Source organism: Cupriavidus sp. UYPR2.512, assembly GCF_000379565.1.
Taxonomy (GTDB): Bacteria; Pseudomonadota; Gammaproteobacteria; order Burkholderiales; family Burkholderiaceae; genus Cupriavidus.
In genome coordinates this window covers 60,349-81,897 of record NZ_KB903009.1, presented here as the reverse complement: position 1 = coordinate 81,897, position 21,549 = coordinate 60,349, and the positions used below count along the sequence as shown (strand labels likewise).

The 21,549-nt window shown below is 67.6% G+C and carries 18 protein-coding genes and 1 pseudogene; 7 read left to right on the top strand and 12 right to left on the bottom strand.

The window, feature by feature from the left end; genetic code table 11:
* Both A3A5_RS43395 and A3A5_RS0117675 read left to right on the top strand, forming a co-directional pair.
* Positions 1-118 (top strand): annotated as a pseudogene (locus A3A5_RS43395) (IS5/IS1182 family transposase); the annotation flags it as partial.
* A 512-nt stretch (positions 119-630) separates the two neighbouring features.
* Positions 631-2,220, top strand: coding sequence for a M20/M25/M40 family metallo-hydrolase (locus tag A3A5_RS0117675; protein WP_018311872.1), 1,590 nt, complete (start codon positions 631-633; stop codon positions 2,218-2,220).
* An 84-nt stretch (positions 2,221-2,304) separates the two neighbouring features.
* Here the strand turns inward: A3A5_RS0117675 and A3A5_RS0117670 are convergent, their stop codons facing one another.
* Positions 2,305-3,513 carry an FAD-dependent oxidoreductase gene (locus A3A5_RS0117670; RefSeq protein WP_018311871.1) on the bottom strand — a complete coding sequence of 403 codons (1,209 nt, stop codon included), beginning with the start codon at positions 3,511-3,513 and terminating at the stop codon, positions 2,305-2,307.
* 221 nt (positions 3,514-3,734) lie between these two features.
* A complete protein-coding gene (locus A3A5_RS0117665; RefSeq protein WP_018311870.1) occupies positions 3,735-4,655 on the bottom strand; it encodes a LysR substrate-binding domain-containing protein in 921 nt (306 codons plus the stop codon).
* A 173-nt stretch (positions 4,656-4,828) separates the two neighbouring features.
* On the opposite strand from A3A5_RS0117665, the gene A3A5_RS0117660 reads away from it, so the two are divergent.
* From A3A5_RS0117660 to A3A5_RS0117645, 4 genes are all read left to right on the top strand, one after another.
* Positions 4,829-5,824, top strand: a complete 996-nt coding sequence (locus A3A5_RS0117660) for a tripartite tricarboxylate transporter substrate binding protein (protein WP_026200875.1) — start codon at positions 4,829-4,831, stop codon at positions 5,822-5,824.
* Between the two features lie 57 nt (positions 5,825-5,881).
* Positions 5,882-7,405, top strand: a complete 1,524-nt coding sequence (locus tag A3A5_RS0117655) for an amidase (RefSeq protein WP_018311868.1) — start codon at positions 5,882-5,884, stop codon at positions 7,403-7,405.
* 155 nt (positions 7,406-7,560) lie between these two features.
* Positions 7,561-8,697 (top strand): FAD-dependent monooxygenase, encoded by a 1,137-nt coding sequence (locus tag A3A5_RS0117650; RefSeq protein ID WP_018311867.1) that lies wholly within the window; start codon positions 7,561-7,563, stop codon positions 8,695-8,697.
* A 69-nt stretch (positions 8,698-8,766) separates the two neighbouring features.
* Positions 8,767-9,606: an IclR family transcriptional regulator gene (locus tag A3A5_RS0117645; RefSeq protein WP_018311866.1), complete on the top strand. Its 840-nt coding sequence runs from the start codon at positions 8,767-8,769 to the stop codon at positions 9,604-9,606.
* Here the strand turns inward: A3A5_RS0117645 and A3A5_RS0117640 are convergent.
* From A3A5_RS0117640 to A3A5_RS0117610, 7 genes are all read right to left on the bottom strand, one after another.
* Positions 9,593-10,609: a tripartite tricarboxylate transporter substrate binding protein gene (locus A3A5_RS0117640; protein WP_026200874.1), complete on the bottom strand. Its 1,017-nt coding sequence runs from the start codon at positions 10,607-10,609 to the stop codon at positions 9,593-9,595. The genes A3A5_RS0117645 and A3A5_RS0117640 overlap by 14 nt on opposite strands.
* A 38-nt stretch (positions 10,610-10,647) precedes the next feature.
* A complete protein-coding gene (locus A3A5_RS0117635; RefSeq protein WP_018311864.1) occupies positions 10,648-11,499 on the bottom strand; it encodes an IclR family transcriptional regulator in 852 nt (283 codons plus the stop codon).
* Positions 11,500-11,601: 102 nt separating this feature from the next.
* Entirely contained in the window at positions 11,602-12,342 is a 741-nt protein-coding gene (locus tag A3A5_RS0117630; RefSeq protein ID WP_018311863.1) for a CoxG family protein, read from the bottom strand.
* Complete coding sequence (locus A3A5_RS0117625) at positions 12,332-12,808, bottom strand: (2Fe-2S)-binding protein (protein WP_018311862.1); 477 nt, start codon at positions 12,806-12,808, stop codon at positions 12,332-12,334. Before A3A5_RS0117625 ends, A3A5_RS0117630 begins: the two co-directional genes overlap by 11 nt.
* A gap of 9 nt (positions 12,809-12,817) precedes the next feature.
* Positions 12,818-13,693: a xanthine dehydrogenase family protein subunit M gene (locus A3A5_RS0117620; protein ID WP_018311861.1), complete on the bottom strand. Its 876-nt coding sequence runs from the start codon at positions 13,691-13,693 to the stop codon at positions 12,818-12,820.
* Positions 13,686-15,977, bottom strand: a complete 2,292-nt coding sequence (locus A3A5_RS0117615) for a xanthine dehydrogenase family protein molybdopterin-binding subunit (protein WP_018311860.1) — start codon at positions 15,975-15,977, stop codon at positions 13,686-13,688. Before A3A5_RS0117615 ends, A3A5_RS0117620 begins: the two co-directional genes overlap by 8 nt.
* 49 nt (positions 15,978-16,026) lie before the next feature.
* Positions 16,027-17,019 carry a tripartite tricarboxylate transporter substrate binding protein gene (locus tag A3A5_RS0117610; protein WP_026200873.1) on the bottom strand — a complete coding sequence of 331 codons (993 nt, stop codon included), beginning with the start codon at positions 17,017-17,019 and terminating at the stop codon, positions 16,027-16,029.
* Between the two features lie 320 nt (positions 17,020-17,339).
* Here A3A5_RS0117610 and A3A5_RS0117605 point away from each other — a divergent pair, with 320 nt between their 5' ends.
* The gene (locus A3A5_RS0117605; RefSeq protein ID WP_018311858.1) at positions 17,340-17,855 is read left to right on the top strand and encodes a MarR family winged helix-turn-helix transcriptional regulator; all 516 of its coding nucleotides are present in this window, start codon (positions 17,340-17,342) and stop codon (positions 17,853-17,855) included.
* A 62-nt stretch (positions 17,856-17,917) separates the two neighbouring features.
* Here A3A5_RS0117605 and A3A5_RS0117600 read toward each other — a convergent pair whose 3' ends face one another.
* The 3 genes from A3A5_RS0117600 to A3A5_RS0117590 all read right to left on the bottom strand — a co-directional run bounded on the left by A3A5_RS0117600 (position 17,918) and on the right by A3A5_RS0117590 (position 21,533).
* On the bottom strand, positions 17,918-19,336 hold the full coding sequence (locus A3A5_RS0117600; protein ID WP_018311857.1) for an MFS transporter: 1,419 nt from the start codon (positions 19,334-19,336) through the stop codon (positions 17,918-17,920).
* A gap of 239 nt (positions 19,337-19,575) precedes the next feature.
* The gene (locus tag A3A5_RS0117595) at positions 19,576-20,532 is read right to left on the bottom strand and encodes a PDR/VanB family oxidoreductase (protein WP_018311856.1); all 957 of its coding nucleotides are present in this window, start codon (positions 20,530-20,532) and stop codon (positions 19,576-19,578) included.
* A gap of 26 nt (positions 20,533-20,558) precedes the next feature.
* The gene (locus tag A3A5_RS0117590) at positions 20,559-21,533 is read right to left on the bottom strand and encodes a VOC family protein (protein ID WP_018311855.1); all 975 of its coding nucleotides are present in this window, start codon (positions 21,531-21,533) and stop codon (positions 20,559-20,561) included.
* Positions 21,534-21,549: the final 16 nt, after the last annotated feature.

The window sequence follows — 21,549 nt, the reverse complement described above, 5'->3', positions numbered from 1 at the left end:
CTTCACGAAAGTCCGCTACCGTGGCCTGAAGAAGAATGCCGGCCGTGCCTTCACGGCGCTGGCGCTGGCCAATCTCTACTTGAGTCGAGGGCATCTGATGGGAGCAGTCCGCCCGTAAAGGGCGAATGCGGGGCGGGCGCCCCGCCAACACACCCCAATTGGGGGCGCGCGAAGGCAAATTCTCGTCGCCACAGCTATTTTTCCGGCCGAACGGGCTCCTGATCAACCTGCGTCACTCAATTTACCCAGCTTGTTCAGCGTAGCCTTAGATAAAACTAACTTCAGACTTCAGCCGCATTTAGCTCGGCGCTCACGCGCCATCCGCATGCGCACGACGTCGTCCCCGGTGGGCGTTAGCAAAGACATGCTCGCCAAATAGCCAAGTTAGTTCGTCAATGCGCGTTGGCGATGGACGCATCCCGTCTAACAAGAAACATTGCCAGCCGCCATTAGGGCAGAATGCAATGTGTGTTGCTCGACCACGTCAGCGCCGCCCGGCTAGCACACTGAACTCGACACTCATTTGTTTGCGGCGCGCGCCACCTTGCGCCCGCCATCGCGCAGACAAACTCGCACCGTTCTTATAATCGCGCATACGCATTCAATCCGTCCGCCGTCTGAAAGGAAAACATGAGAGAGCTGCCCGCCAGTCCCGCCGAGCCGACGCCCCGCAAGAACGCATGGGGCCGCCAACTTTCGTGCCTGATCATCGCATCGTGGCTGTGCGGCGGCGTGGCGCACGCCGCCGCACTAGCGCCCGAGGCGGCGCAACGCCAGGCACAAGCCAGTTACCGCGAGTATTTCGAGTTGCTGGCCATGCCCAATGATGCGGTGGTGCCTGCGGACATTCGCCGCAACGTCGACTGGCTCGAACAAGCGTTCCGCAAGCGCGGCTTTACCACGCGGCAACTTGCCAACGACGGCAAGCCGATGCTGTACGCAGAATTCCCGGGCAAGAATCCAGCGCGCAAGACCGTGCTGTTCTACATGCACCTGGATGGCCAGCCCGTCATTGCGTCCCAGTGGGCGCAGAAGAGTCCATGGACGCCCGTGCTGAAGCGCAAGGCAGCAAACGGCGAGTGGGAGGAGATTGATGCCGCGCGCCTGTCCGCCGGGCAGGTTGATCCGGAATGGCGGGTATTCGGCCGTTCGTCGGCAGATGACAAGGGACCGATCATGATGATGCTGGCCGCCATCGATGCGCTGAAGGCAGCTGGCGGCCAGCCGGCGATCAACCTCAAGGTAATCCTCGACAGCGAAGAGGAAAAAGGCTCGCCCTCCATCGGCAAAGTCATGCAAGCTCATCGTGAACTTCTCACCTGCGATGCGATGGTGATCCACGACGGCCCCATGCATGCAACCAATCGCCCCACGCTTATCTTCGGCAATCGCGGCGCTGCGCGGGCCAGGCTGACCGTGTTCGGGGCCAAGGTTCCGCTGCACAGCGGCCACTACGGCAACTACGCGCCAAATCCGGCACAGCGGCTCGCCAGCCTGCTGGCCTCGATGAAGGACGACAGCGGCCGGGTAACCGTTCCTGGCTACTACGACAGGGTCCGGCTTGGCGAGGCGGAGCGCAAGATCATGGCAGCCGTGCCAGACGACGAGGGCGCGCTCAGGCGACGCATCGGCATCGCGCAGGCCGACAAGGTCGGCGCGAACTACCAGGAGGCAATGCAGTATCCGTCGCTGAACGTGGTAGGCATGGGGGCCGCCGCCATCGGTGACAAGGCGGCGAATATCGTGCCCGACAAAGCCGTGGCCGAACTCGACCTGCGCACGACGCCTGAATCGGACGCTGCCTACTTGGGCAAGCTGGTCGAGCAACACATCGTAAAACAGGGTTATCACCTGGTGCAAGGCACCCCGACTGATGAGGACCGTGCCCGTTACGATAAGCTCGCCAGCTTCACCTACCAGAGCGAGGGGGCCGATGCCGCAGGCTCGCCGGTCGACTCACCTGTTGCGAAATGGGCCTACCAGGCCATTGCCGACACCTTTGGCACGACTCCGGAGCCGGTGCGCATCCGGATGATGGGTGGCACCGTGCCGACCGCGGAGATCGTCGAAGTACTCAAAGTGCCTTTCGTTATCGTCCCGTTGGTCAACGCCGACAACAACCAGCACGCGGCAAATGAAAACCTGCGGCTGGGCAATTACGTCAGTGGCGTGCGAACCGTTTATGGGCTCCTGACCCAGCCGTTCCAGAGCGTGCCGTGAACGTTTGACGCACGCAGCCCGGCAGAACTGGAACTGAAAGCGGCAGCGAATCCAGGTTGGGCTTATATCGGCTTGCACACGCTCTCAGGCACCGAAACGGATCGGATCATACGGGCCGGGATCGACAAAGGGCTGGTCCTCGTCCATCAGTTCGGCGAGCAGCCGGGCCGTGACGGGACCGAGCGTGAAGCCCTGGTGGCCATGCCCGAAGTTGAACCACAGGCCACGATGGCGCGGCGCCCTGCCGACGACCGGCCTCATGTCGGCGACACATGGCCGGGCGCCGAGCCAGGGTGTGTCTTCGACCGCCGCGCCAAGGTGCACCAGTTCGCGGGCGTGGCGCTCTGCATTGCGCAGCTGGACGGGTGTCGGCGCCGCATCGTGGTGCGCAAACTCGGCGCCCGTTGTCAGGCGCAGGCCGCGCTTCATCGGCGCCAGCATAAAGCCGTTCTCGACGTCGAGCAGCGGCATGGCCGGCATCGACTCGACGGCGTAGTGGCGATGGTAGCCCCGCTTTACGAATAGCGGGAAACGATAGCCGAACGGTTGGGTCAGGGCGGATGCCCACGGCCCGAGTGCAATGACGGCGTGGGCAGCATTGACAGGGCCGTCTTCGGTAGCCACCGTCCAGCCGTTTTCCTGCTGTTTCAGCGTCGTCGCATCGCCGTGGCGAAAGATTCCCCCTTGCTTCGCGAACAGCGCCGCGTAGCGGCTGACCAGTTCGCCGGGATCGGTGATGGTCCACGGATCCCGCCAGTGGATCGCGCCAGCCATTGGCCCGCGCCAAGCAGGCTCGGCAGCAGTGATGCCGGCCCGGTCCAGAATCCGGTGATCGAGCCCGTGCTGGCGCGCGACTTCTGTCGCAGCACGCGCCGCCTGGTCGAATGCCGAAGCGCTGCGATATGCCTGCAGCCACCCTGATTTGCGCACAAGATCCTGTGCGCCAGCCAGCGAGATAAGCCGCTCGTGCTCGCTCAGGCAGTGTCGGATGAGGGCGCTGTATGCCGTAACGGTGGCCGCGTACCGGTCAGGCGCCGACTCGCGCCAGTAGCGCGCCAGCGCCGGCAGCAGGCTGGCGAGTGCGGCCGGGTGATAGTGGACGTCATTGCCCTGGCGGGTGATTACGCGAAGGGCGGCCATCCACTCCCGCGGGAAGGCATAGGGCTGCACCGCTTCGCGCTGGATGATGCCGGCATTGCCATACGACGTTTCCCTGCCGGGCATCCGCCGGTCGACCAGCACGACCGCATGGCCGCGCTGGCGCAGCGCCAGCGCCGTGCAGACGCCGACCATGCCAGCGCCAAGTACCACGATTTCCTTAGTCATGAGGAGAGCAAGGCGAGGTCATGGCTGATGCGGATCGTGGAAAACGGCAGATTTGAAGTCTGGGTCATGAGTAAGTCAGGTGCAGGGAAAGCCGAAGGCGTCCAACGCCCTGATTCTGCAACGCAGACGCCCCGCGGGGAATATCCATCACAAGCAATTGTTTGAATTGATGATTGCCGATCTGGCAATCATGCATCGCCAATGCTCGTGATGGCCTCGGCCAGGTGCTGCACGAAAGCCCGCCCCGCGGGCGGCAGGTTGCGCCGGGCCAGCGTCTGGATCTCGATATAGCGCTCGTTCATTTCCCGGTCGCGCAGCGGCACCGCGGCGATCGTGGCCTCCTTCAGGCGCCGCCGGACCGAGAGCTCCCCATAGAAGGTGACGACGCCGCCCCCCGCCGCCGCGAATCCGACCAGCGAGTCCAGGTGGTTGCTGGAGAAGACGGTCTGGTAGCTGAGCCCCTGGCGGCTGCAACTGGTGTCCAGCAACTGCCGCAGCGAGCTGTCCTTGGGCGGCAACGCGAGCGGAAAGCCGGTGACCTGGGACAGCGAGACCTGGCGCTGGCCCGCCAGCGGGTGGTCCGGCGACATGATGGCGAGCACCGGGGCCGGATGGCGAAGCTCCACCTCGATATCGAGTTCAGGCAGCCCGCTCAGCGTGACGCCGATATCGGCCTCGCCGTCGCGGATGCGCCTGGCAATGTCGCCTTGCGGACACACGTCCAGATCGAAGCGGATCCCGCCATATTTCTCCCGGAAGCTGGCGGCCAGGGCCGGAATGAAATCGTGCGCGATGCCCTCCACGCTCGCCACGCGGACCTGCCCCACGCGCAGGCCGCGCAGCGCCTGGATGTCTCCGGTGACGCGGTCGATCTCTTGCTGCGCGCGCTTGGCGTGCGCAGCGAGCAGCTCCCCGGCCGCATTGGGGATCAGGCCGCGCGCGCGCCGGTCGAACAGCAGGGTATCCAGCTCGCTCTCCAGCTTAGCGATCTGCCGGCTGACCGCCGATGGCGCCACGTTCAGCTTGAAGGCGGCGTCCTTGACTGAGCCCGTGCGCACTACTTCAAGAAAGTAGCGGACGGCGGTTTCCTGCAGGATGCGGTAGGACATGGTTGGGACTGAGGCGCAGCAAGGATCAGGTCGATTCTATAAATTGCCGTTTCGGCAATCAAGCTTTCTAAACATTGCTACGATGTCACGCCGGATCGATCGTACGATGAGATCAGGCAGCGCCTGCAAGCCTTACTGCGCTGCGTCGATTCCTACCCTGCCGGAGCATCAGCATGCGATCCCCCGTCCACCGCACCTTGTTCCTCATCACGGCCTGCAGCCTGACAACCGGTGCTACGCTGGCATCCACCCCTGCCGCTGCGCAAAGTGGCTATCCTTCCAAGCCGATCCAGCTGGTCTTGCCATTTCCGCCCGGCGGCGCCACCGACCTCGTCGGCCGCACCATCGCCCGAAAACTCGGGGAGCGGCTTGGCCAGACCGTGGTGGTCGAGAACCGGCCCGGCGCCGGCACCATCGTCGCGGCGAGCTACGTGGCCAAGGCGGCACCGGACGGCTACACGCTGATGGCCACCTCGGGCACCACATTCACGGTCAATCCCGCGGTCTATGCAAAGCTGCCCTACGATCCGCAGAAGAACTTCGAGCCGATCGGCCTGATCGGTTCGACCGGCCTGGTCCTGCTGGCAAACCGTAACGTGCCGGTGAACAACCTCAAGGAGTTCGTTGCCGCGGTCAAGGCAGACCCCGGCAAATACTCCTACGGCTCGTTCGGTGCCGGTACCACTGCCCACTTTGCCGGCGAAGAACTGCTGAACCTCACCGGGACCAGGCTGCTGCATGTGCCCTATAAGGGCAGCGCGCCGGCGATGACCGACCTGATGGGCGGCCAGATCCCATTCAGCGTGGATACGGTGGCCGCGGCCATCCCGCAACTCAAGTCCGGCAAGATCAAGGCCATCGCGGTCACTACCGCGAAGCGCTCGTCGCTGCTGCCCAATGTGCCGACCGTGGCCGAAAGCGGCTATCCCGGCATGGACGCGAGCACCTGGATCGCGCTGGTCGCGCCGCGCGGCCTGCCGGCGGAGGTCCGGGCCAGGCTGGAAAAGGCACTGGCCGACACCATTGCCGATCCGGCAACGCGCAGCCAGCTTGCCGAGAACGGCATCGAGCCTTTCTACGCGCCAGGCAAGCAAGTCGCGGCCATGATCGACAAGGAAATCCCGCAGATGCGTGCCATCGCGCAACGCGCCCACATCAAGCTTGACTGACCTTCCCGATGCGGGCCGCAGCCTCCAGAGAGGCACGGCCCCGGAGAGACCTGTTCCATGAACGCGCAAGACAAACTGACCTCGGCCTCCGCGGTCGAGCTCCGACGACTGATCGGGGCCAGGGAAATCTCGCCGGTTGAACTGCTGGAGGCGTGCATCGCGCGCATCGAGACCTACAACCCGCTCATCAATGCCATCACGGCAACCTGCTTCGAGCGCGCCCGCAAGGAAGCGCGCGCGGCCGAGCAGGCAATGCTGCGGGGCGAACCACTGGGCCTGCTGCATGGGCTGCCGCTCGGGGTCAAGGACCTGGAGGCCACCGAGGGCCTGCTGACCACCTATGGCTCGCCTCTGTTCCGCCACCACGTGCCCACCGAGGACAACGTGCTGGTGAAACGGCTGCGGGCGGCCGGCGCCATCGTGGTGGGCAAGACCAACATTCCCGAAATGGGTGCCGGCGCGAACTCCCGCAATGCGGTCTGGGGTGCGACCGGCAATCCCTTCAACCCGAACCTCAATGCAGGCGGGTCCTCCGGCGGCTCGGCCGCGGCACTGGCCGCGGAATTCCTGCCGGTCTGCACCGGGTCGGACACCGGCGGCTCGCTGCGCATTCCCGCGGCCAAGTGCGGCGTGGTCGGGTTCCGGCCCTCGCCGGGCATCGTCCCCAACTCGCGCAAGCTGCTTGGCTGGACGCCGATCTCGGTGGTCGGCCCGATGGGCCGCACCGTTGCCGATACCTGCCTGCAACTGGCGGCATCAGCCGGAGTGTCGGTGACCGATCCCCTGAGTTACGCAGTGGACGCCGAAGCGCATCTGTCTCCGGCGCTCGTTGACCTTGCGACCTTGCGGGTCGGCTGGACCGAGGATTTTGGCTGCTGCGCGGTGGACGACGGCATTCGCCGGGTGTTCCGCGCAAAGATTGCCGCGATGCGCCACGTGTTCAAAAGCTGCGACCCGGTCAGCTTCGACCTTGGCGATGTGCACCGCTGCTTCGATGTCCTGCGCGCGGAAAGCTTCGTCGCCGGCTTGCACGACGCCTACCAGAAAGACCCCGCCTCCCTCGGGCCCAATACCCGCGCCAACTACGAGATGGGCGCCAGGATGTCGCTGGTTGACAGCGCATGGGCGCAGGCCGAGCAGAACCGTATCCTGCAGCGCTTCCAGCGCGCCTTCCAGGAGTACGACCTGATCCTGTCGCCCACCACGCCGGTCTCACCGTTTGCATGGACCAGCCTGTACGCAGAAACCATCAACGGTGAAAGGCAGGAGAACTACTACCGCTGGCTGGCACTGACCTATGTCGTGACACTGACCACGCATCCTGCCATCTCGCTGCCCTGCGGCACCGACGATGCCGGCATGCCCTTCGGGCTGCAGGTAACCGGCCGCTTCCGGGGCGACCTGGAGACGCTGGGAGCAGCCCGCTCGATGGAAGCGACGTTTGCCGCGTCGTCGGCATTGCGCCGTCCTGTTCCCGATCTTGCCGCGCTCAGACCCGCCGACCCGGCGCTTCGCTCGATTGTTACTACGCCTCCGACATCCGGCACAGCGCCGCCTTCAGGCGGAGTCTCTCCGGTATAGGCAAAGGCGTTCGGCCGGGGCCGTCAGCCTCCTCGAAGATTGGTTGACGCTGCCCCATTTCGCCAATAGACTGTTATGAACATATAGTTCATTTTTGAACATATAACAGTGCTAGCAGGCGAGGTCTGCCAGCCAACTCACAGCAGGTAGACAAGATGACTCTCAGGATCGGAATCAACGGTGCCGGCATCGGCGGACTGGCCGCGGCCATTGCCCTGCGCAAGCTCGGCATGGATGCGGTGGTCTACGAGCAGGCCCCCCGCTTTGCCCGCGTGGGCGCCGACATCAACCTGACCCCCAACGCCGTGCGCGCCCTGGACGGGCTAGGCGTCGGCGACGCCCTGCGTGAAACCGCCGCACGCCCCAGCCACCGCATCAGCCGCATGTGGGACACCGGCGAAGAAACTTCACGTCTGCCCATGCAGGAAGACGCCGTGCGCCGCTACGGCGCCCCGCAGTTGACCATGCACCGCGCCGACCTGATGACCGCACTGGAGGCCGCCGTGCCGTCCGAATGCGTGCGCCTTGGCCACAAGGCCGTGGCCATTGAGCCGCATGCCGATGGCGCCACGCTGTGCTTCGCCAGTGGTGCGCAGGAGCGCGTCGATGTGCTGGTCGGCGCCGACGGCATCCACTCGACCGTGCGCACCGCCCTGTTCGGCCAGGAAAGCCCGATCTTCACCGGCGTGGTGGCCTACCGCGCGGTCGTTCCGGCCGAGCGCCTCGCCGGCGTGCCCAACCTGGGCGCCTTCACCAAATGGTGGGGCCCGGAGGCCGCCACGCAGATCGTCACCTTCCCGCTCAACCGCGGCCGCGACATCTTTGTCTTCGCCACCGTCGCGCAGGAAGCCTGGCGCAATGAGTCCTGGACCACGCCGGGCCGCGTGGAAGACCTGCGCAGCGCCTATGCCGGCTTCCACCCCGAGGCGCGCGCACTGCTGGATGCCTGCGACGAGGTGCTGATCTCCGCGCTGTACGTGCGCGACCCGCTGCCGGCATGGTCCGCCGGCCCGGTCACGCTGATGGGCGACGCCTGCCACCCGATGATGCCGTTCATGGCGCAGGGCGCCGGCATGGCCATTGAAGACGGGGTGGTGCTGGCGCGCTGCCTTGCCGATGCCGCACCCGGCGGTGCCGCGGGCGTGCCTGGCGCGCTGGCGCGCTACCAGGCCGCACGCCACGAACGCACCAGCCGCATCCAGATCGGCTCGCGCAGCAATGCCTGGCTGAAGGAAGGCGGCAATGCCGACTGGGTGTACGATTACGACGCCTGGAACGTCGCCCTCGGCTGAAGCCGCGCCGATCGTTTCCGCCAGCACGGCCGCCTGCGCGGCCGTTTTCCGTTGACAGCAGACACCACCATGCCCAAGTCCCGCCCACAGCCTGACCTTGCCGACGATGGCGATACTGAAGACGCCCGCGAAGCCCAGCTGGTCTCGCCGGTGATCCGCGGCCTGCGCCTGCTGCGCTTCATCGCCGAGGGCGGCGCCACCGCCAACCTCAGCGAAGTGGGCCGGCGCATCGATGTGAATCGCGTCACCGTGATGCGGCTGCTGGACACGCTGGAACATGAAGGAATGGTGGAGCGCCTGCCGCAAGGCGGGCACCAGGTCGGCTTCAACTTCCTGAAGCTGGCCTCGCGCGTGCTGGCCACCAATGACCTGACCAGCTTTGCCGCACGCGTGCTGGCCCGGCTGAGCGCGTCGCTGCAGCTGTCAGCCTACCTGGCGGTGCGCGATGGCGGCGATGCACTCTACCTGCTGCGGCAGATGCCCGCGGCCTCGCTGGTCAGCAATATCCAGGTGGGCAGCCGCGTTGCCGCACACCTGACCACGCCCGGGCGGATGCTGATTGCCGGGCTGCCGCCGCAGACGCTGCGCGAGCTGCTGGGGCCCGATCCCCTGCCGACGGTCACCGGCCACAGCCCGGCCACCCACGCGCGGCTGGCCGATATCCTTGCCGCCGACCGCGAACGCGGCTGCGCCTGGAGCTTCTCCGCCTATGAACCGGGCATCGATTCCTGCGCTGCACCGGTGCGCGGCGCCGACGGCGACGTGATCGCCGCCATCAGCGTGGCGGGACCGCAGCAGCGCTTTGAAGCCGATGGCGCGTTGCGCGAGCGCGTGGAGAAGGAAGTCAGGCAGGCGGCGCGCGACCTGTCGGGGCTGATGGGATACCGCTGCGCCGCTACTCCGCGGTAATCCCGTAGGCCTTGATCAGCTTCGCCCACGCCGCGGTTTCCTCGCGGATGCGGGCCTCGAGCGCCTGCGGCGTGCTGCCCACCGGCTCCATGCCCTGGCGCTGCAGGTCGGCGCGCACCGCGGGCGTGGCCAGCAGCGCGCGCACGTCGGCGCTGAGCGCATCGGCCGCCGGCTGCGGCGTGGCCCTGGGCACCAGCAGCGCATACCAGGAGCTGACGTCGATGCCGGGCATGCCCTGCTCGGCCAGCGACGGCACGTTCGGCGCGGCCGGCGAGCGCCTGGGCTGCGTCACCGCCAGCGCGCGCAGCGCGCCGGACTGGATGAACGGCGCCAGCGTCGGCCACGTGCCGAACAGTATCGGCACCTGCCCGCCCACCACGTCGTTGAGCGCCTGCGTGGTGCCTTTGTAGGGCACGTGCAGCAGCGTGATGCCGGCCTGGTTGCGGAACAGTTCACCGGCCAGGTGCAGGCCGCTGCCGACACCCGGACTGGCATAGCCCAGTGGCTTGCCGGACTTCTCTGCCTGCTGTGCCAGCCTGACCAGGTCCTGCACGGAATTCGCCTTCACTGACGGATGCACCGCCAGCACGTTGGGCGAGCCCGCCAGCAGCGACACCGGCCGGAAATCACGCTCGACGCTGTAGGTCAGCGCCGGCATCAGCGTCGGGTTGATGGTCAGGTTACCGGCGGGGGCCACCAGCAGCGTGCAGCCATCGCCCGGTGCGCGCCGCACCGTGTCGATGCCGATATTGCCGTTGGCGCCAGGCTTGTTGTCGACCACGAACGGCGTGCCGCGCTGCTGCTGCAGCCCGTGCGCCAGCGTGCGCGCGAGCTGGTCGGCCGGCCCGCCGGCCGGGAACGGCACCACGATGCGCACATTGGCACAACCGGCGGCCCGTGCCGCCTGCCACGGCACGCATGCCGCCACCGCAGCGGCCAGCGCCGTGCCAACCAGCCATTGCCGCCGGAGCGGCGGCCTGTTGTATGTCTTGCATTGCTGCATATTGCTTCCCATCGGATGGCAGGCGGCACGCGTTGCCGTCAGGCGAACGGCTTCGGCACCTCCGGCCGGTAGTCGAGCAGGCGCGACAGTTCAGCCGCAGCCCGCCTGACCTGTTCCACCACGTTGTCGAGCTGGTCCGGATCGATGCGCGAGGCCGGGATGGTCGCGCCCAGCGCCGCCACCACCTTGCCGCTGCGGTCGCGCACCGGCGCCGCGATGGTGGAGATGCTGGCCTCGAAGAACCCTTCATGCAGCACATAGCCGCGCTGGCGGTCACGCTGGACCATGTCGTACAGCTCTTCGACGGTGCGCGGCGTGCTTTCGGAATACACCTCCAGGCGCTCCTCCGGATACAGCGCGCGCAGCTCCGCCAGCGACAGGTCCTCCAGCAGCACGCGGCCCAGCACGGTGGCGTGCGCCGGCAGCCGCGTGCCGACATTGACCGTGCTGGCAAACGGCCGCGAGGCCACCGACTTGGCCACATAGACGATGGAGCGCCCGTCGCGCACCACCAGGTTGCACGGATAGTGGATCTCGTCGCGCAGCCGGTCCAGCAGCGGGCGGCCCAGTTCGGTCAGCTCCAGCGAAGCCAGGTAGTCAAAGCCCAGCCGAAGCACCGCCATGCCCAGGCGGAACTCGCGCCCGCCGTCGGTGCGCTCGACGAAGCCCATCATTTCCAGCGTGGCCAGCAGCCGGAACACGGTCGAACGCGGCACCTTGAGGCGGCGCGCCAGCTCGGCCGCCGACAAGGTGCGCTCACGGCTGCTGAATTCGGCCAGCAGCCGCAGGCCGCGCTCCAGCCCCGGCACGATGTACTTGTCCTGGGCGCTCTCCTGGGCGCCCTCCTGGCCGCTTTCCTGCGTGTCTTCCTGCGGCGAATCGGTCGTCATGGTCTGTCTCAGCAATATTCGGTCTTGGCGTAACGCTCTCATATATCACGCCCGCACCCCGTAGGGTACCCGTATTGCCGGCAGACCCCGCGCTAGGCCCGCCTATGCCCCTGGGCGCAGGTAGTCGCGCAGCCAGGCCGCGCATTGCTCGCCGTGGGCGGCGGGCCAGCGCACCACGATGGTCTCGTCGCGGCGGCGCAGCTCGACGCAGATGTCCGACAGCGGCCCGCGCGCAGCCTCGCCGCGCCCGAACAGCCGCGAGAGCAGCCCGCCGGCGGCGGGTGCCGGCGGCGCGGACCGCGTCGGCAGCACCGCATGGCCGTTGACCGCCGCGGCCGATGCAACGGCTGCCGCAGGTGCGGACTTCGCCGCCGGCGCGGGCGCTGGCTGCGCCCCCTGCGGCGACAGCCGTGCCAGCAGGTTGGCGCCGAACTCGTCCCACATGCGGTCGGCCTTGGTCTTCATCACGCTCAGGCCGAAGGTGCCCAGCCGGCCCAGCACGTCCACCTGCACCTTGATGCGCAGCTGCGTGCCGCCATCGTCCAGCGCGGTCAGGAAGAGCTCGCTCGACTGGCGCAGCGAGCTGGCCACCGAGGCGTCCTCGCCGGTGCCCTCGGTGCGCAGGTAATGCGGCGCGCGCGTCTCGACGATCTTCGTATGCAGCCGGAAGCGCGCGTTGATAAAGGCGATCTTGACCGCCATGTGCGCGATGTACTCGACATCGCTCAGCACCTCGATCGATGCCATGCCGGGCACGCACGCGCCCATCACGTTGGGGTCGAGCAGCAGCTCCCACACGCGCGCCGGCGGCGCCGCGGTGACCAGGGTCTTTTCAATTTCCACGCATTTTCTCCGCGGCGGAAAGGACCGATTCAACGATGCCGACATAACCGGTGCAGCGGCACAGGTTGCCGTTCAGGCCGTGGCGGACTTCGTCTTCGGTCGGGTTGGGATTGTTGGCAAGCAGCGCGCACGAGGCCATCAGGAAGCCCGGGGTGCAATAGCCGCACTGCAGCCCGCCGTTGTCCATGAAGCACTGCTGCAGCGGATGCAGCTGGCCGTCGGCGGCCAGCCCTTCCACGGTCATCACATGGCGCCCGCGCGCCTGCACGGCGAGCATCAGGCAGGACTTGACCACCTCGCCGTCGACCAGCACGGAGCAGGCGCCGCAGATGCCGGTCTCGCAGCCGCGCTTGGTGCCGGTCAGGTTCAGGTCATCGCGCAGCAGGTCGGACAGAAGGCGCCGCGCCGGCACCTCCACCAGATGTTCTTCGCCATTGACGGTAAGTTCGATGCTGACTTTGTTCATGGGGACTCCTTACTCCGATGCCACGCCGAACAGCTCGGCGATGGTGCGGCGCGCGACTACCCGCACCATCTCGCGCCGGTACGCCTCGGCCCCGCGCATGTCCGAAACCGCGTTGATGTCCGCGGCGACGATGGCGGCGGCTTCCGCGGCCAGCTCCGCCGTCACGGTGTTGCCGGCCAGCAGCGCTTCGGCGCGGCGCAGCCGGGCCGGGATCGGCGTGGACGCGCCCACCGCCAGGCGGGCCTCGACGCAGAACGCGCCCTCGCGCCGCACCGCCAGCGCCACGCTGGCCAGCGGCCGGTGCTCGGCGGCGGTGCGCAGGAAGCGCGCATAGCGGCCATCGGCGCCGGCAGCCGGCGCCGGCACGCGGATCTGCGTGACGATCTCGTCCGGCGCCAGCGCCGTGACGTAGTAGTCGACCAGGAAGTCTTCGATGTCGATCTCGCGCTCGCCGCCTCGGCCGCTGACCACGATCCGCGCGCCCAGCGCCATCAGACAGCCGGGCGGATCGGTGGCGGGGTCGGCATAGCAGAGGTTACCGCCGATGGTGCCCTGGTTGCGCACCTGCGGATTGGCCACGCGCGCGGCCATGCCGGCCAGCATCGGGTAGTGCGCCTGCACCAGCGGCGAGCGCGCCACCTCGGCATGCAGCGTCAGCGCGCCGATGCACAGGCCCTCGCGCGCATCGAAGGTGATCCCGCGCAGCGCACCGAGCCCGCCCAGCGAGACCAGGTGGCCAGGCGTCAGCATGCGCTGGCGCATGCCGAGCATCAGCGCGGTGCCGCCGGCAAGGATGCGGCAACTGTCGCCCAGGTCGGCCAGGTCGGCCAGCATCTGGCTGGCCTCGGCCACGGTGGCCGGCTCAAGGTATCCAAAGTCACGCATGGGCAGCCTCCTTCTGCTTCAGTTCGCGCAGGCCGGCCAGCACCTTCTCCGGCGTGATCGGCAGCGACTGGATGCGAACGCCCACGGCGTCGAAGACGGCATTGGCGATCGCCGCCGCGCCCGGCAGGATCGCCGTTTCGCTGGCGCCCTTGGCACCATAGGGGCCGTTGGGGTCGTTCGATTCCACCACGTCGGTGCGCAGCATCGGCACCGCGTCGGCGGTAGGCATGGTGTAGTCGGCAAAGTTGCCGTTCATCAGGCGGCCATCCTCGTATTGCAGGTTCTCGTACAGGGTCCAGCCGATCGCCTGCACGGTCGCGCCGTGGGTCTGGCCGTGCACGGCGAGCGGGTTGATGGCCTTGCCGCAGTCGTCGGCGACAAAGCTGTCGATCACGGTGACCTGGCCGGTGCTGGTATCCACCTCAACTTCCACCGCCTGTGCGGCGAAGGAATGCGCGGGTGCGACGTTGCCGTAGTAGTCGGCGTCGTGCATCACCGTGGGCGCGTCATAGGTGGCGCGCACGTGGATGCCCTCGCCGCCGTGGCGGAAGATATGCAGCCGCGCGGTCTCCGCCAGCGTGGCGGTCTTGCCGGGCTGGCCCGGCACGGCGATGCGGCCATCGGCAATCACCAGTTGTTCCGCGTCCACGCCAAGCTTCTCCGCCGCGAGTGCCAGCAGCTTCTGGCGCGCCTGGCGCGCGGCACGCAGCACCGCATTGCCGGCAATAATGGTCACGCGCGACGCCAGCGAGCCCAGGCAGAACGGCGCGGTATCGGTATCCGGCGCCATCACGGTGACGTGCGACAGCGGAATGCCCAGCTCCTGCGCGCAGATCTGGCTGAGCATGGTGTTGGCGCCCTGCCCCATGTCGCACTCGCTGGTCTGCAGCATCACGCGGCCGTCCTCGTTGAGCTTGAGCAGGATGGTCGAGCCGTCCCAGTTGCCCAGCGTGCGGTTGCCGCTGACGTGCATGGCCGCGGCAATGCCCACGCCGCGCCGGCGCGTGCCAGTGCCGCGCGGGGCGGCGCGCTTCTGGTCCCAGCCGATGGCCTTGCGGGTCATGTCCAGGCACTCGGCCATGCCGGTGCTGCTGATCTTCCAGCCATGCACGCTGGTCTCGCCGGCGCCGATCGCATTGCGCTTGTGCACCTCCACCGGATCGATGCCGAGCATGCCGGCCAGCACGGTCAGGTGACAGTTCAGCGGGAATTGCATCTGCTGCCCGCCAAAGCCGCGGAAGGCGCCGCGCGGCGGGTTGTTGGTATAGGCCATCACCGCATGCGAGCGCACGTTCTGCACGCGGTGCATGTTGTCGCTGCGCATGGCGGTGACGTGCATCACATCACCGGCAAGCCCGGAGTAGGCGCCGCATTCGGCCGTGATGCGCACATCCTTGGCCAGGATCACGCCGTCCGCCGACAGCCCCAAGCGCAGCCAGACCCGCATCGGCACGCTGGCGCGCGCGCCCTGGAAGTCTTCCAGCCGGTTGTTGACCAGCCGCACCGGGCGCTCCAGCCGGCTGGCCAGGAAGGCGCAGATCAGGCTGTTGTTCTCCTCGACGATCTTGGCGCCGAAGCCGCCGCCGGTGGTGGCCTGCACCACGCGGATGGTCGAGACCGGCCGCCCCAGCGCCTCGGCCAGCCGCGCGCGCGCGAGGAACACCGACTGGGTCGAGGCCCACAGCGTGAGCCGCCCGTTGCCGTCCTGCGCCGCCACCGAGGCCATGGGCTCCAGGTAGCCGGGGTACTGCGAGTGCATGTCATAGGTGGCCTCGTACACCGCGGCACAGGCTTCGAACGCGGCATCCACGTCGCCCCGCACGATGTGCATCTCGTGGCCGATATTGCGCGTGCCGGCATGGATCTCGGGCGCGCCATCGGCCAGCGCCGCTGCGGGCGTCAGCAGCGCGGGCAGCGCTTCATACTCGATGCGGACCAGGTCCAGCGCATCGCGCGCGATTTCCTCGCTGACCGCCACCACCGCGGCCACTTCCTCGCCGACATGGCGCACCACGCCGCAGGCCAGGATGCGCTGCTCCTTGCGGTGCGGGCCCCAGTTGCGCGCGGGCACATCCTGCCCGGTCACCACCAGCTTGACGCCGGGCAGCGCCTTCGCGGCGGAAGTGTCGATGCGCACGATGCGCGCGTGCGGGTGCGGGCTGCGCAGCACCTTGGCGTGCAGCATGCCGGGCAACTTGATGTCGCCGGCATACTGCGCGCGCCCCATGACCTTTTCCCGCGCGGTCACCTGCGGCGTGGAGCTTCCCACGATGGCCTTGCTCATGCCGGCCTCCTGCTTGTCTGGTTGCATGAATGCGATGCGGTGCCCTGCGTCATTCCGCCGTGATCGCGAGATCGCGGATCACCTTGCCCAGCCGCTCGTAATCGGCCGCATTGACCTTTTCCAGCGCGGCCGGGGCGCCGCCCACCGGGCTGGCGCCGAAGGTGGCCATCTTCTCGGTCACGTCGGGCAGGCGCAGCACGTCATTGAGCTGCTGGTTCAGCACCTTGACCACCTCGGGCGGCGTGCCCTTGGGCGCCATCACGCCATGCCACGCGCCGACCACCACGTCCTTGTAGCCAAGCTCGGCCAGCGTCGGCACGTTGGGCAGCAGCGGCGAGCGCTTTGCGTCCGTGATCGCCAGCGGGATCAGCCGGCCGGTGTTGATGTACTGCGCCACCGGGCCCAGCGTGACGTAGGCAAAGTTCACATGCCCCGCCACCACGTCGTTGACCGCCGGCGCCACGCCCTTGTACGGCACGTGCTGGATCTTCACGCCCGCGGCACGGTTCAGCATCTCGCCGGCGATATGCATCGGCGAGCCCGCGCCCGGGCTGCCATAGGTCAGCGTCTTGCCGCCCTTGGCCGCGGCAACCATCTCGCCGACGGTCTTGATACCCGCCTGCGGGTTGGCCACCAGCAGCACCGCCTGCACCGCGGTCTGGATCACGGGGGTGAAGCCGTGCAGCGGGTCATAGCTGGCCGACGGCGCCAGCTTGAGCACCATCGGGGCCAGCGTGAACGGGTTGGGCGTGTACAGCAGCGTGTAGCCGTCCGCCGGCGCGCGGCTGACGAAGCTGGCGCCGACCACGCCGCCGGCGCCGGGGCGGTTCTCGACAATGACCGGCTGCTTCAGGCGCGCCGACAGCTTGTCGGCATAGAGCCGGGCCATGGCGTCGGTGTCGCCGCCGGGCGGATAGGCCACGACCATGGTCACGGTCTTGGCCGGGTATGCGGCCGTGGCCAGCGCGCTGCCGGCGCCAAGCGCAAGCGCGGCCATGGCAGTGGCGGCAAGGAAAAGGCGTCGGGGGCGTTCGTGTCTCATCAGCAGCTCCTGTGGGGGCGCATTCGCGGCGTTGGAGTGAACGGTTGTGCGCACCGCGAAAACAGGGTTGGCTCGGGTTACAACCCTTTCGGCTGTTTTATTAGTAAAACGGATGTTCACATCAGGAACACTTACCATCCTAGGTCGCATATGTTGACAACTCAACTTACGTTAAACACCGATTGACAGAATGATGATTTCTAAATTTATCCGGCGCCTGAAGACGGCACACGATGGCGGAATTGGCCAGCGGCTGTGAGACAATCTGGCCCGCCAACCGCCCCCGCATGGCGGCCGGCAGACCAGATCAAGAGGAACGCATGCCCCGTGACACCGCGCCCGCCAACGGCAAGCCCGCGCCAGACCCCGGCTCCAGCCCCTGGACCGACCTCGACGAGGCCGGCAGCGGCCTGACTGTCGACAATTTCCTGACCACCATGCTGAGCCAGCTGGTCAATGCGCTGCGCAGCACGGTGACCAAGCCCTATGCGGAACAGTTCGGCCTGACCGTGCCGGAGTGGCGCATCCTGGCGCTGCTGGCGCACGCGCGCGAGCTGCCGTTTGCCGAACTGGTGACGCAGTCGACCTCGGACAAGGCGCTGGTGAGCCGCACGCTGCGGCTGCTGGAGGAGCGGGGATTGGTGCGACTGACCTCAGCCGGCAACACGCCGCGCAAGAAGCTGATCTGCGCGATCAGTGAAGCCGGTGCCGCGCTGCATGACCAGGTGATGCCGCTGGCGCGGCGAGGGCAAGCGCAGGTGATCCGGCAGTTGTCGCCGGAGGAGCGGGAAGCGGTCTACCAGGGGCTGCGCAAGCTGTTGCGCACGCAGGCGTAAAGAAAAAAGGCCGCACCGGATTGCGGAGCGGCCCCAAGAGAACGGGACGAGCACGCGCCCGTTCAGACCTCCAGTTCTTCCAGCACCCGCCCCTTGGTCTCAATCCCAAGAAAATGCACCGTGACAGCCGCCAGCGCCGGCACCACGGACAGCGCGAAGAAAGCAACGCTGAGGTCGCCACTGCCGATGGTGCTGGCAATCAGCCCCGGCGCGAAGATCGCCGCCAGCTTGAGCCAGGCCCCACCGAGCCCGCACCCCATCGCCCGCACGCTGGTCGGATACAGCTCCGGCGTATAGACATAGGCGGTGATGAAACCGCTGGCCAGGAACCCCATCGCCAGCGCGCAGAGGGTAGCGACCACGTACACGTTCGACGCGTGGAACACCCCCGCCAGCACCAGCGACAGTGCGCACAGCAGGAACGACACATTGATCACCGGCTTGCGCCCGACCTTGTCGACGATCATCGCGCACACCAGCGAACCGACCACGCCCAGCACCGAGGCGCCGGCGGCAAGGTTCAGCGCCAGCTGCAGCGGCGCGTGGTAGACGGTCTTGTAGACCGTGGGCAGCCACGTCGACAGCCCGTACTGGATAAAACCGCAGGTTGCCCACAGCATCCACACCGCCAGCGTGCGGCCGATATAGGGCTTGCCGACCAGGTCGCGCACGCGGCGGCGCGGGTGTTGGGTCATGCGTTCATAGGCGCTGGTGTCGCCCGGCGGCGGCAGCGGCGTCCTGGCGCGCGCCTCGAATGCCCGCAGAGCGGCGTCGGCCTCTTCCAGCCGGCCCTTCTCGGCCAGCCAGCGCGGCGATTCGGGGATCACGCGGCGCAGGATGAAGAACAGCACCAGCGGCACGCCGCCGATGAAGTACATCACCTCCCAGCCGTAGTGCGGCACCAGCCAGGCGCCGATGCCGTTGGAGACCATCAGCCCGATCGGGAACACCACCTCGTACAACAGCACGAAGCGCCCGCGCCCATGGGCGCGCGTGACCTCGTTGATATAGGTGGCCGCCACCGGCAGCTCGCCGCCCAGGCCCAGGCCCTGCACGATGCGCAGCAGCGCGAAGATCTCGAACGACGGGGCAAAGCCGCAGGCCAGGCTCATCAGGCCGATGATGCCCGCGCTCCAGCCGATCGAGCGCAGCCGGCCGAAGCGCTCGGCCAGCCCCGGGAACAGCAGCGCCCCGACCAGCTGGCCGACCGACGGCGCCGCGATCAGGAAGCCGATCTGGCCCGGCGTGAGCGACCACTGCGCGATCAGCAGCGGCAGCGTGGCGGCAATGGCGATGACATCGAAGCCGTCGAAGAAGGTGGCCAGGCCAATCAGCAGCCGGGCGCGGATGTGCATGGCGTTGCCCGGCATGCGTTCGATACGGGCGACGATATTGCCGCGCGTGAGCGGGCCGCTGCCGATGGCCGCTGCACTCTGGCCGGCGCGGTCGGCCGTGGTCACGATACCTGCGGTGGCGGCCACCGCTGCGCCGGGCGGCGCTGCGTCTTGTCTCTGGCTTAACACGGGACTTCTCGGTTGATTCTGGGGGCGGCCCGCCGTGCGGGAGGTTTGCTCCCCTCTCCCGCAAAGTGGGAGAGGGGCCGGGGGTGAGGGCCGGCAGTTCTGGTGGCGTGGTTCCTTGCCAAACCACCCCTCACCCTGCCCTCTCCCCATGCGGGGAGAGGGGAACACCGTCGGTGTTCAGGGGCGGTGTGGCAGGCTCACAAGTCCAGCACCAGCTTGCCGCCCTTGCACCCCGATACGCAGACCATCATGGTCTTGTTGCTGGCGCGCTCGCTGCTGCTGAGCACGCTGTCGCGATGGTCCGGGCAGCCTTCCAGCACCGCGGTCTCGCACGAGCCGCACACGCCTTCGCGGCAGCTGTAGTCCATCTGCACGCCGGCATCGAGCAGGGCGTCCAGCAGCGACTTGCCGGACGGCACCTTGACGGTGGCGCCGGTGCGCGACAGCGACACCGTGTACTCGCCCTCCTGCACCGCCTCGGTCGAGGGGTCGGCGGCAAAGCGCTCGATATGCACGTTCGGGTATCCGTGCGCCTCGCACGCGGCCTCGAAGCCCTTGAGCATCGGTCCCGGGCCGCAGCAGTAGAGGTGTGTCTGCGCGTCCTGGCCGGCCAGCATCGCCTTCAGGTCCGGCGGTGCGCCGGCCTCGTCGTCGAAGTGAAAGCGCACGGCATCGCCATGGGCCGACAGCTGCTCGACGAAAGCCGCCTCGGCGCGCGAACGGGCGCAGTAGATCAGCGTGAACGACTTGCCCAGCTCGGCCAGGCGGCGCGCCATGCAGACGATCGGCGTGACGCCGATGCCGCCGGCGACCAGCACGGTGTGCGCGGCGCTTTCGTCCAGCTCGAAGTTGTTGCGCGGCGCCCCCACGGTCAGCGTGGCGCCCACGCGCAGCTGCTCATGCACGTAGCGCGAACCGCCGCGGCTGCCGCGGTCCAGCAGCACGCCCACGGTATAGCGCTGGCGCGCCTCGGGCGCACCGCACAGCGAGTAGCTGCGCACCAGGCCGTTGCCCAGGTGCAGGTCGATATGGGCGCCCGGGCTGTACTCGGGCAGGGTCTTCCCTTCGGGATCTTGCAGTTCGATGCTGACCACGCCGCGCGCTTCAAAACGCATGGCCTGGACCCGCAGGGTCAGGGACTGGTGGGCACTCATTGCTGCTTCCTTCGATTGCTGCTGACTTACCGCTTCTCGGTCAGGAACTTGCCTGCCGGTCCGCCCGCGTTCTTCTGGCGGCGGGTGTTGCCGTCGATGCCGCCTTCGATCGCCCACTCGGCGAACATGGTCGGGCCCGGCTCGAACGCGCGCGGCTCCCAGTGTTCGTCCAGCTGGTCCTCGTCGGCGTAGTACTCGATCAGGCCGCCAGCGGGGTTCTTGAAGTACCAGAAGTAGGCCGACGAAATTGGATGCCGGCCCGGGCCGAGCTGCGTGTCCCAGCCCTTGCGCGAGACATGCATGCCGCCGCCGAAGACTTCATGGATGTCGCGCACGGTGAAGGCGACGTGGTTCAGGCCGCTCTTGGGTTCAGGCAGCTGCAGCAGGAACAGGTCGTGGTGGCCGCCTTCGGGCGTGCAGCGCAGGAAGGCGCCGCGGTCCGGATAGCGGTCCGACGGGACGAAGCCGAACTTCTCGACATAGAAGCGCTCTGTCGCTTTTACGTCCTTCACGAAGAACACCACGTGGCCCACTTCGATCGGGGTGGCGTGGTCGTAGATCGGGCTGCGCTGGTTCAGGCGCGGCTTGTCGTTCCACGTGTTCATCAGCGCGCAGTCAACCTGCACGTCATGCTTGCGCGTCACCTGGAAGCGCACCGCCAGGCCGTTCGGGTCGGTGCAGCCGATGCGCAGGGTGTCGCCCTCGCCCTGGCGCACGAAGCCCGGGGCGTCGGCGATCGTCCTGGCGAGCTGGTCCAGCGAGGCCTGCGATTCCACGCCCCACACCACTTCGCGCAGCGTCGGGCCGGCCTCGATCGCGGGCGGCAGCGTGGCGTCGTCGATGCGGCGCACCAGCACGCGGCAGCCGTTGAGCGTTTCGAAATCCAGGCCCTGCGCGTCGTCGCGCCTGATGGCCAGGCCCCAGTCGGTGAAAAAGCCACGGCAGGCGTCAAAGTCATCCGCGCCGTAGACGATCTCGTCGATTCCCAATACCTTGGTCATTGCTTCTCTCCAGCCT